The following is a 10,855-nucleotide window of genomic DNA, read 5'->3' as shown; positions in this document are numbered from 1 at the left end:
CCCGATACCGGCACAAACACCAAGCGGCTCCCTTCGTGTAAAAGCAAACGTATTTCCCAGGTCGTAATGTTCACCATGGATGGAAGGCGCTATTCCCCCGAAGTATTCCAATGCATCGGCACCGGTCATTACATCCACTTCAATGGCTTCAGAGAGAGGTTTTCCCACATCTGCGACCTCAATTTTAGCAATTTCTTCGTTGCGTGCTCTCAGTAAATCGGCTGCTTTACGCAAAATACGACCACGCTCTGTAGCAGACACTTTTGACCAGACTTTAAACCCTTCAGTGGCCGATGTAATGGCCTCCTGAACATCTTTTTCGGAGGATGCCTCTACATCACAGATTTTTTCTCCTGTGGCAGGATTAATATTCTCAAAAAAGAAATTTGAGGTAGCTTTTTGGTATTGACCTCTATAAAAATTCATTCGTTTATTCATGATATTTTTTCTTTTGTTTATTAAGAATTCAAAACTCACTTTAGGCCATCAGGACTACATAAACCCTTAACCTTCAATCGATTGACCTTAACTCTTTACTTGTATTAAAATTCTGAATATTAATATTATACGAATTGTATAATATCAAACGAGTTGTTAAATTCACATATTCAACCAAATAACCATATTGGCTGTTGAAAAAACAAACCTCATTTTCTTACAAAATATAGCGCATAGATATCTAGACAACTATATACCTATACCCAGAAAAAAAGTCTTTGAAATAGAAAAATGGAAAATGGCGCAACACAACAATTACAGCATGAGCATGACATGGAAACACGCAGCAATAGTTGCATGCATTCAGATTCGTGGTAGAAAATTTCTGAGATTCTGCACTCAAACAATGCAGGGATGGAACTTGATAATAAAATATAGAAAAGAAACTACCCCGTATCTGAAATTACAGGATGGTTGACATATGAAACCGAAGAGATAAGAATTTCAACAAAAACTTATCGCGAAAAACAGTTTTTAAAAGTACTGATAAAAGAACTGGCATTATCAAAATGTTTTTAATTAACCTTAGAACAGTTTAACGGGTGGGATTAATTCTACTTCTCCGACGAGAAAGCAGTAAAAACTGTAGAATGCTTAGTACTATTTTTTGTTTCTGCACGACAAAAGTATTTCTTACGTTGAACACTTCCAAGAAATATCCTGCTTATTTTCAATTTATATTATAATTCGAACAGCCCAACACATCCATTATGTAATTGTTTATTTGGCACTTAACCACCACAGGAAAAATCACTGAAAATCCGGATATTCGAATATTCCAGGAATGGTTAGTCATTTTTGTTTGTACACCACAAATCAACAAATTCTAAAAGTATCCAGAATACACTATCTTTAAGCACACAACTAATAAAACCATTTGAGTTATGAGATTCTATATTTTGCTTTTTATGGCCATCGTATTGTCGGGTAATGCCACAGGCCAGCCATCCCTTGCTCTGAATGAGAAGGGTTATTTTGAGATGCCCGGACTCAATGTGACTGTTTTTGCAGACATCTATCCCGAAGGACATCAGACTGGTGTGACCATCATTCAACATGGGCAACGTGTAGCAGCAAACGGGGATATCCGGCTGGAAGTATCCCCCGGACAATGGTCACCCATTCCGGCTGCCGGCAAGGAAATTATTGATGCAGAAAATGAAACCATTTCCCGGTATCTCTGGTTTCCCGATTCAAGCCGACATCTAAAAGGTTTCAACCCTATCACCTATCCCGATCTGATCTTAAAATACAAAGTCAACGTTTCTGCACTGGAAAACAGCTCCTTTAAAATAAGTGTCGATTTGGAAGAACCCTTGCCACTGGAATGGACAGGGAAAGTAGGTTTCAATCTGGAGCTTTTCCCCGGTCATCTGTTTGGCAAAAGCTACATAATGGATGGAGAAACCGGTATTTTTCCGCTACAGGCCAATGGACCTGTGCTGAAAGACCAGGACCACTTTATCACTCAACATCTGGCAAAAGGAAAACAGCTTACCATCGTTCCTGAAAATGATTTGCAACGCATCAACTTTGAGAGTGATGGTCAACTGGAACTTTACGACGGAAGGGGAAATCACAACAATGCGTGGTTTATTATTCGGGAAACCCTTCCTGCAGGGAAAACCCAAAATGCCATTGAGTGGACCGTTACCCCAAGCGTTGTGAGAGATTACACTTACAAACCGGTCATCCATCTCTCTCAGGTGGGTTATCACCCTCTCCAGGAAAAGAAAATCGTTATTGAAACAGACAAAAAAACCGGGGAACTTCCCGAAATCCGACTGATGAAGACTTCCCCTGAGGGAACGGTAGAAGTCAGCAGACAAAAACCCGAATTATGGGGCCAATTCTTAAGGTACAATTACTTTACGGTTGATTTCTCTGAAATTGAAGAAGCAGGAATGTATCTGGTCGAATTAAACGGGGAAAAGAGCACCCCTTTCAAGATCTCAACCGATGTATTGAAACGGCATGTTTGGCAACCCGTCATAGATTATTTCCTGCCAGTTCAAATGTGTCACATGCGTGTGGAAGACCATTACCGGGTATGGCACGACTTGTGTCATCTGGACGATGCACTGATGGCTCCCACAGATTTCAACCACTTCGATGGTTATGTTCAAGGCTCTTCCACGTTGACAGCGTTTGAACCATACGACCAGGTTCCCAATCTCAATCATGGCGGATGGCACGATGCGGGAGATTACGATCTTCGTGTGGAGTCGCAAATAGGCACCGTGGAATTGCTTGCCATGATGCTGGAAGAATTTGAACTGGATTACGATGCCACCTCCATTGATTTGGAAAACCGACATGTGGAAATTCATCAGGCCGACGGAAAAAACGACCTGGTACAGCAAATAGAACACGGACTTGCCAGTATTCTTGGAGCTTACCGATCAATGGGCCGGCTGTATCGGGGAATAATCTGTCCTACGCTCGAACAATACGTCTTGCTGGGTGATGGGGCTGCTATGACCGACAATCAGAAGTGGGCTCCTCAAATGGGAGAAGAAAACCGCGATGACCGGATGGTATTTACTGAAGAGAATCCTGTACGTGAATGTCGCGTGGCTGCCGGACTAGCCCTTACCTCCCGGGCTTTAAAGAATCACAATCCTGAATTGTCAGAGGAATGCAAAACCATTGCATTAGCTCTCTGGAATACCTCTGCTTCACAATTAGACAACCATCCCGTTAAAGCTCGTCTGGCCAGTGAATTGCTGATTACAACAGGTGACAAAAAATTTGAAGCTGTGCTGCTTAAAATGCAGGACGAAATCATTAAGAATGCTTCACAATCGGCCTGGTATTTAGGAAAGGCTCTTCCCATCATTCAGAACAAGGAATTCAAAGAAAAACTAACCTACGCAGTTGAAAAAAGCTATGAAAAGACGCTGGAAGAATCCCTCGCCTCTCCCTTTGGTGTTCCTTACGAACCGCATATCTGGGGACATGGTTGGACCATTCAGCGATTTGGCGTAGAACAATATTATCTGCATAAGGCATGGCCTGAAGTTACGACCCCCGAAATGTTCCTAAACGCACTAAACTTTATGCTGGGGCATCATCCCGGCGATAAGGCCATCTCGTTTGCATCAGGAGTGGGCAGCAACTCTGTGGAGGTTGGATATGGGGTCAACCGTGCCGACTGGTCATACATCCCGGGTGGGGTGGTATCCGGAACTGCACTTATACGTCCCGATTTACCGGAACTCAAAGAGTGGCCTTATTTCTGGCAACAAACCGAATATGTAATGGGAGGAGGCTCCACCAATTTTATGTTTCTGGTGCTGGCCGTGGACAAATATTTTAAGTAAGGGAAAAGAGCCCCATAATTCTCCCCAAGGGGGACCTGGGGCAAATGCAGGGGCATGGAGCGCGGGGCAAAGTACCTGTGAAACATTTTTTTCCTGATTGAGCGGTTCGTTGGACGGCAAAGCTTTAGATTGTTTTGCTTCACTTACAATGCTCCATTTCCAGGGTGACAATTACTAAATTCTTTCACTAATTTTTATTACTGACATTATTGTGGTTTTGAATTGGAAAGGGGGTGTTTTTCGGTTTAATCGAAAAACACCCCCTCTATTTCACTAATTAGTATACAACTGTCTGTTATTTTTGGTTTTCAACAATTCCAGAACTTCCTCTGCCATTTTTTTTGCTGATTGCGGATTCTGGCCTGTTACCAAGCGTCCGTCCCGCACCACATGTTCGGTAAATATTTCTCCTTCCGAGTAATTGGCGCCCCTCTCTATTAATTTATCCTCAAGCAGAAACGGAACCACTTTTGTTAGTCCGGCGGCTTTTTCTTCAGCATTGGAAAATCCGGCGACTTTCCTGCCCTTAATCAGATAAGAACCATCCGAAAGTTTAATATTCACAAGCCCTGCAGGTCCGTGACAAACAGCACTAACAACTCCCTGATTTTGATAGATTTTAGAGGCAATCTCAGCCAACGCCTCGTTTTGCGGAAAGTCCCACATTGTGCCATGTCCTCCCACAAAATGAATGGCCACATAATCAGCCGGATCTATCTCCGAGGGTTTCATGGTATTATTCAACTCTGTTTGTATCTGTGGATTTTCCCAAAACTTTTTGTTTACGGGGTCTTCCAGGTCAAACCCATCCACCGGAACTTTTCCACCTTCTGGACTTACAAATTCTATTTGATAATCCCCTTTTAGTACTTCCCAGGGATGTGCAGCTTCCGAAAGATAAAATCCGGTCTCTTTCCCGGTATCTCCCAGTTTCTCATGACTCGTCAATACAAACAAAATTTTGTCATTTGTTTGCTGAATCGTTTGTCCTCTGGTAATTGAATTTGTACCAAATAGAACAAATACAACACTCAAAATCATCCACTTCATAATTCTTTTACTTTTTGGTTAATAAAACTCAATTCTTCCGACGCAAGATTAACGTCTCCAGCTTTAGCATTCTGAACAGCTTGCTCTGCATTCCGGGCTCCTGCCAGAGCAATGGTTATCCCTTCGCGGTCCAGCGTCCATCGCAACACCAACTGAGAAAGAGTTATTCCATGCTTATCAGCAATCGGTTTAATGGTCTCCAGAAATACATTGGTTTTGATAATGTTCTCATCCTCAAACGAAGGATGCATCTTCCGGTGATCGCCCTCTGCAAACTTCTGTCCAGGTTTCATCTTTCCTGTTAGCAATCCGCGCTCCATAGGACTGTATGCCAGGATGGACTTATTATTTCTGACACACCAGGGCACCGTCTCCTCCTCAATACCTCTGTTCACCATACTAAAAGGAACCTGATTGGAGGTGATTTTGACCAGATTATTGGCCTTTTCTGTCAACTCAGCATCATAATTGCACACACCGGCATATCTGACTTTCCCCTGTTCAATCAATCGTTCCACAGCCTCAAAGGTCTCCTCCAGCGGTGTGGTGATATCGGGCCAGTGAATCTGATAGAGATCGATGTAATCGGTTCCCAATCGTTTCAGACTGTTCTCACACTCCTCAATCACACTCTCTTTTCCGGCATATTTGTAAACATTAATAAACTGACCATCATTATTTTTGGTCTTCATGTAAAACTTTCCTTTTGGTAAATCCCAACGTAATCCGAACTTGGTCAGAATCTGAACTTTTTCCCTGGGAATATCCCGGATCGCTTCCCCAACAATTTCCTCACTGGTTCCCTGACCATAGATGGGAGCTGTGTCAATAGAGGTAACGCCATATTCATACGCTGCCTTCATGGCCGCGATGGCATCACTACGCTCGGTTTTCCCCCACATCCAGCTGCCTGCAGCCCAGGCGCCAAATGTTATCGCCGATAATTTCAAATCTGTGTCTGACAAATATCTGTATTCCATAGTGTTTATTTTTTTATACTGACCGGACACCAATTATATTTTTTTTAATCGTAATATTTACAATACTCCAAACTCCTACCAGCAATTAACAACAAACCATCTTCAAAACGACATACAGTCAACATAACTCTCTGTTAATATAACCTTTGCGCCATAGCGTCTTTACATTTGGACTTTTTCGCCTCACTATTGCTATTATTAGCAACGAAAAACAACAATGTAAGTTCAATTCAGGAGCCCGGAAAGGCAAAAAAAAGCTTGACAGGTAATTTTTTCTTTCAATTTGCCACTAATTTCGTTTTTGTACATTTAGTGACCAGTCAATTCCCTGTGCTTCATGCCCCATCCTCATTACCCCATGCACAAAGTCCCCCTTAGGAAGATTTAAGAGACCCCATGCCCTCTGCACATTTCCTTCCTCGGCCTTCAACCTTCTTCTTACCTTCTCTCTTTCTTCCGGAAAATTCATTATTTTTGCTCACCTTATCCCGTCCCCTGGTATCAACAATAAAAATTCATTTTTATGCTTTGCAATCATCTTTCAATAGGGACTTTAATCATCTTCTTTACTCTTTCCATTTCTGCCGGGGCCCAGGATAAACCCGACTATAAAAATGGCGTCCCGGAAGCCTGTACCTCCATTACTGTTGGCAAACAGGCCACGTTCGACGGCTCCGTAATGACCTCACACACCGACGACAGTCACCGCACCCGCTCCTGGATGAATATTGTTCCGGCCGAACGGCACGGACGCCGGGATAATTTGACCATGTACAAGCGCGAGGCGGACGATTCAGGACCTATGCCCGCATACAAGCACATCCCCATTGGAGAAATCCCTCAGGTTCGGGAGACCTTCGGTTACATCAACACAGCCTACCCGTGCATGAATACGCAGCAGCTGGCTATTGGCGAATCTACTTTTGGAGGAAGAGAATCCCTCCAATCGGATGAGGGACTTATCGATTGTCAGCGATTGATTAAGCTGATGCTTCAAAGAACCTCTTCCGCCCGCGATGCCATTAAAACAGGAGGGGAACTACTTAAAAAGCATGGCTGGAACGATGCTGGGGAATGCCTGACCATTGCCGACACCAAAGAGGTCTGGCACATGGAGATTGTAGGCTCCGGTCAAGGGCAAAAAGGAGCCATCTGGGTAGCACAAAGGGTTCCCGATGAAGAAGTGAGTGTCAATGCCAACGCAGCACGAATTCAGGAAATTGACCTGGAAAACCCGGACTACTTCATGGCTTCCGACAATATTTTCGAGGTTGCGCGCGACAGCATGTGGTGGAATCAGGCCACCGGCCCGTTCCGTTTTGCTGATGCCTACGCACCGGAGAGTCGTGAGTCTATGGCCGCCCGTCGCCGTGAATGGCGTGCCCTTTCCATGATGAATCCTTCGCTGGGGCTGGATCCCGAGGCACGCGATTATCCGTTCTCCGTAAAGCCCGCAAAGAAAGTAACCCTGGAAAAGATGATTGAAATTTTCAAGGATTACTACGAAGGAACCCCTTACGATATGGTTGCTCACATTAAAAAAGTGACCGAAGCGGGCGATACCATTCCACACCCGTTAGCAAGTCCGTTTATGCCTTACGACGCCTACGATATTCATAATATCCACGGAGGTTGGGGCGATTTGGGCGAACGCACCATCGCCCGTTGGTACACCATGTACGCTACCATTACCCAGAGCCGTGACTGGCTGCCCAACGAGATAGGTGGACTGGTGTGGCTGGCTCAGGACAATGTGGCTACATCGGTTTATATCCCTGTTTATTGCAGTATAACAGACCTTCCTGCTTCATACAAAGTCCCAGGACGAAAAGGCTTTAGCCGGCAGTCGGCCTGGTGGGCATTCAACCGCCTAAGCACATTGGCTTCACAACGATGGAACGACATGCGTCACGATGTGGACAGTGTGCTGATTCCGCTTCAGAAAGAAGTCTTCGAAAGCCAGCGCCTGGCAGAAAAGGAAGCCATGAGTATGCGCACAAACCATACCATTGACCACCTGACCCGATATACTGAGAAATGGGGAAATCGTGTAGTTAATGAAGCCTGGAAATTAGGCGATTTCCTTTGGACTAAGTATGATGAAAAGTTTTGATATCAGGAAGGGCGGTTTCCCGGATGTGCGATTTCCCGGATGTGCGATTTCCCAATCGCACATTACCGGAAGCCCATCTCCCAAAATAAAAAGATATTCCTTCAAATCAGAAACAAGGAAGATATTCCTTTTTGCACCAATTCCCGGGCCATTGCGACCAATGCTTCACTAATCCCGCATTGACAGGGTTATTTAATGTGTATCGGATTACGTTAGACAAATGAGACTCGTTCCTGATTGTCACATCAAAACTCTCTCTGTGCCATAACCTTCCTGAACGATTTGCAGCACGGTTAATTTTACCTGCCGAGTATTGCTTTACCGATTTCAAAACATCCTGCAAAAAAACCAATTCGTTATCCTGATCTTTTTCAAATGTTTTCAAAACCCAATGAATATGATTGGGCATAATGGAAAAAGCAATATTGGTTATTTTAATTTCTTCCCAATATTTAAGCGTTGTGGAGACTATATCAGTATGTGTTGTTTCCCCCAAATTAACCTTTGGTTCTTTTTGAGAATCAAGCATTTTATTAAAAAATGAAATATTATTCTTTCTCAGAATATAATACTCCTTTCTGGCAGAATCAATAGTTTCGGATGGCGCATCTCTTTGTTCCAACAACTCAATTCTTTTCTTTAAGCTCTCAAGATCTGATGAATACTTTTTTATCGCCAAGTTGGGAACAGCACTCTTCAAACACCATGTCACAAAATATTTTCTTCCTGGGGTATGAAAGTGTGGAAGATGTGACCTGTATATTTCTTTTTTCATAGGGTTGGGTTAAACAAAAATGGGTGATTTAGAAACCTCCTGTACTTGAAAATGGGTGATTTAGAAACCTCCTGTACTTGAAAAAGGGCGATTCAGAAATCACCTGTACTTGAAAATGGGCGATTTAGAAACCTCCTGTACTTGAAAAAGGGGGATTTAGAAACCTCCTGTACTTGAAAATGGGCGATTTAGAAACCTCCTGTACTTGAAAAAGGGCGATTTAGAAATCTCCTGTACTTGAAAAAGGGCGATTTAGAAATCACCTGTACTTGAAAAAGGGCGATTTAGAAATCACCCTTCCTCATATATCATTTTGCGGGTCATCCCTCCATCAATGTAGATATTTTCTCCATTCACAAAATCATTTTCCGGGATGCAAAGCCACAAAATAAGAGATGAAATATCGGAAGGTTTGCCCACCCGACCGCTGGGATGTTGTGCATGGTCACGCTGCCGGAGCTTTTCCGGGTCGCCGGTATGAATCCATCCGGGACTGATGCAATTGACTGTAATTCCTGTACCTGCCAGCGAATTGGCCAGCGCATGGGTCAGAGAAACAATCCCCCCTTTGGATGCCCCGTAGGCCTCCCCTCCGGGTTCCGACATTAAGTGACGAGTTGAAGCCAATTGGATGATGCGCCCGTATTGACCATTGGCATGCATTTTGGAAAACTCACGGGCGCAAATGAAAGCTGCACGAAGATTGCTGTTGATGATGTAGTCCCACTCTTCAATCGTTAATTTGTCGAGCGGTTTAAACCGGCTCAAACCGGCATTGTTAATCAGAATATCGGCAAATCGCCATTCTACTTCAATTTGCCTGAAGAATTTTAGAATCTCATCGGCATCCGCCAAATCAAGTTGTGTTGTGTGTATCCAGGGATAATGCTTTCTGAGTTCATTAAGACCTTCTTTGTCCTTATCCACCACCCATACTTTTGCACCTGCCTCTTCGAGCGCAATGGCAATGGCTTTTCCTATTCCATTGGCTCCCCCTGTTACGATGGCACGTTTTTCTTTCAGCTTATGTTCCATAAAAGTTCTTAGTTATATCCGCTTAGGTTAAGATAAGAACTTTATTCAAAAAAAGCCACCAAACGAATCAGAAGTTAAACATCCAGTCTTCTATTGGAAGCATTGGCTCTTCATAGTCGGCCTCAAAATAATCCAGATCAAATGATTCTACTGAAAGCATCCAAGGCTCAATTTCCAAAACTTCTTCCTCATAGTCTTCTGTAAAATACTCGTCCAATACAAAAGCTTTTTCTGGTGTCCCTGGATTTTTGAATGTGGAAGGATCCAGCATCCAATCTTCAATTTCCATAAACTCTTCGGTTTCAGTAAAGAACTCAACATCCAACATCCAGGGGGCAAGGGTAATCAAATTTTCTTCCACCCTTTCCAAAGAAGCAAACAAACTTGCGTTGTTGTACTCTTTCAAACCTTTTAAAGGTTTCTCTTCGTTTTCGGCAGCATTAATATTTATTGAAACTGCCAAAATCATTGCTGAAAAAATTACTGAAGTTTTCATTTCCAATCCTCCTGTTTAGTTAAGTAATTGTGTTGCTGACAAGGTTTAATCAAGAGGCGTACCAAAAACAGCAATCAATTGTATTACTGCTTGTTATGATGCTTAATTTTATTTTTCACCCTTCAACATTGTTCGATTGCATAACACACAAGTGTTCGTTATCGTACGACATGAACCGACCAAAGATTTGAAAAAGGATGACTTTTAACTTCATCTATTGGATATGAGGGAGTTAAGCAACGAGTCGATTTGAACTCTAAGCGCAGAGTTGCAGGGACACAATGTTTGGACGAAAGCATTGTTCACACTATTCCAGGGAGCTGAGTCCTTTTGTATTTCCAAAAAAAATTACGCTGTTTTAAACTAATATGCTTTTTTTCACAATAGACCGTTAGATTTTTAGATAAAAGAACACTACTGTCCGACTAAAATGAAACGGATTTAATGAAATCCTGTATTTATGTGCGTTATGAATACTTTACCCAGCTCAGAGGTAGGTTCGCATCAAAGAAATTCCGTTAAGAAAATCAGATTGTTTTTCGTAAAGAAATCCGAATTGTTTGAGCGAAGCGAGTTTTCGGATTT

General features: G+C 43.0%; 9 protein-coding genes. 2 read left to right on the top strand and 7 right to left on the bottom strand.

All coding sequences use genetic code 11. From position 1 onward, the window contains the following. On the bottom strand, positions 1–426 hold a 426-nt coding region (locus tag QZZ43_RS05690), incomplete at its 3' end, for an aldehyde dehydrogenase family protein (RefSeq protein WP_291856961.1). Positions 427–1,382: 956 nt separating this feature from the next. On the opposite strand from QZZ43_RS05690, the gene QZZ43_RS05685 reads away from it, so the two are divergent. Beyond that, complete coding sequence (locus QZZ43_RS05685; protein ID WP_291856960.1) at positions 1,383–3,821, top strand: glycoside hydrolase family 9 protein; 2,439 nt, start codon at positions 1,383–1,385, stop codon at positions 3,819–3,821. Positions 3,822–4,094: 273 nt separating this feature from the next. On the opposite strand, the gene QZZ43_RS05680 is transcribed toward QZZ43_RS05685, so the two are convergent. The 3 genes from QZZ43_RS05680 to QZZ43_RS05670 form a co-directional block, all read right to left on the bottom strand. After that, positions 4,095–4,871 (bottom strand): type 1 glutamine amidotransferase domain-containing protein, encoded by a 777-nt coding sequence (locus tag QZZ43_RS05680; protein WP_291856959.1) that lies wholly within the window; start codon positions 4,869–4,871, stop codon positions 4,095–4,097. Then, positions 4,868–5,851, bottom strand: a complete 984-nt coding sequence (locus QZZ43_RS05675; RefSeq protein WP_291856958.1) for an aldo/keto reductase — start codon at positions 5,849–5,851, stop codon at positions 4,868–4,870. Before QZZ43_RS05675 ends, QZZ43_RS05680 begins: the two co-directional genes overlap by 4 nt. Positions 5,852–6,140: 289 nt before the next feature. Continuing rightward, on the bottom strand, positions 6,141–6,320 hold the full coding sequence (locus QZZ43_RS05670) for a hypothetical protein (protein ID WP_291856957.1): 180 nt from the start codon (positions 6,318–6,320) through the stop codon (positions 6,141–6,143). 54 nt (positions 6,321–6,374) lie between these two features. On the opposite strand from QZZ43_RS05670, the gene QZZ43_RS05665 reads away from it, so the two are divergent. Continuing rightward, complete coding sequence (locus QZZ43_RS05665; RefSeq protein WP_291856956.1) at positions 6,375–7,964, top strand: C69 family dipeptidase; 1,590 nt, start codon at positions 6,375–6,377, stop codon at positions 7,962–7,964. Between the two features lie 106 nt (positions 7,965–8,070). Here QZZ43_RS05665 and QZZ43_RS05660 read toward each other — a convergent pair whose 3' ends face one another. From QZZ43_RS05660 to QZZ43_RS05650, 3 genes are all read right to left on the bottom strand, one after another. After that, on the bottom strand, positions 8,071–8,739 hold the full coding sequence (locus tag QZZ43_RS05660; protein WP_291856955.1) for a transposase: 669 nt from the start codon (positions 8,737–8,739) through the stop codon (positions 8,071–8,073). Between the two features lie 291 nt (positions 8,740–9,030). Continuing rightward, complete coding sequence (locus QZZ43_RS05655; RefSeq protein WP_291856954.1) at positions 9,031–9,774, bottom strand: SDR family oxidoreductase; 744 nt, start codon at positions 9,772–9,774, stop codon at positions 9,031–9,033. Positions 9,775–9,841: 67 nt separating this feature from the next. Continuing rightward, positions 9,842–10,270, bottom strand: a complete 429-nt coding sequence (locus tag QZZ43_RS05650) for a hypothetical protein (protein WP_291856953.1) — start codon at positions 10,268–10,270, stop codon at positions 9,842–9,844. Positions 10,271–10,855: the final 585 nt, after the last annotated feature.

It is taken from the genome of Marinilabilia sp. (genome assembly GCF_016278715.1).
Classification (GTDB): Bacteria; Bacteroidota; Bacteroidia; order Bacteroidales; family Marinilabiliaceae; genus Marinilabilia.
This window is presented reverse-complemented; position numbering and strand designations above follow the sequence as displayed.

Bases quoted from the DNA above. Each gene is read 5' to 3' on its own strand.
- QZZ43_RS05655 (WP_291856954.1), bottom strand. From the start codon at position 9,774: ATGGAACATAAGCTGAAAGAAAAACGTGCCATCGTAACAGGGGGAGCC.
- QZZ43_RS05670 (WP_291856957.1), bottom strand. From the start codon at position 6,320: ATGAATTTTCCGGAAGAAAGAGAGAAGGTAAGAAGAAGGTTGAAGGCC.
- QZZ43_RS05675 (WP_291856958.1), bottom strand. From the start codon at position 5,851: ATGGAATACAGATATTTGTCAGACACAGATTTGAAATTATCGGCGATA.
- QZZ43_RS05685 (WP_291856960.1), top strand. From the start codon at position 1,383: ATGAGATTCTATATTTTGCTTTTTATGGCCATCGTATTGTCGGGTAAT.
- QZZ43_RS05660 (WP_291856955.1), bottom strand. From the start codon at position 8,739: ATGAAAAAAGAAATATACAGGTCACATCTTCCACACTTTCATACCCCA.
- QZZ43_RS05650 (WP_291856953.1), bottom strand. From the start codon at position 10,270: ATGAAAACTTCAGTAATTTTTTCAGCAATGATTTTGGCAGTTTCAATA.
- QZZ43_RS05680 (WP_291856959.1), bottom strand. From the start codon at position 4,871: ATGAAGTGGATGATTTTGAGTGTTGTATTTGTTCTATTTGGTACAAAT.
- QZZ43_RS05665 (WP_291856956.1), top strand. From the start codon at position 6,375: ATGCTTTGCAATCATCTTTCAATAGGGACTTTAATCATCTTCTTTACT.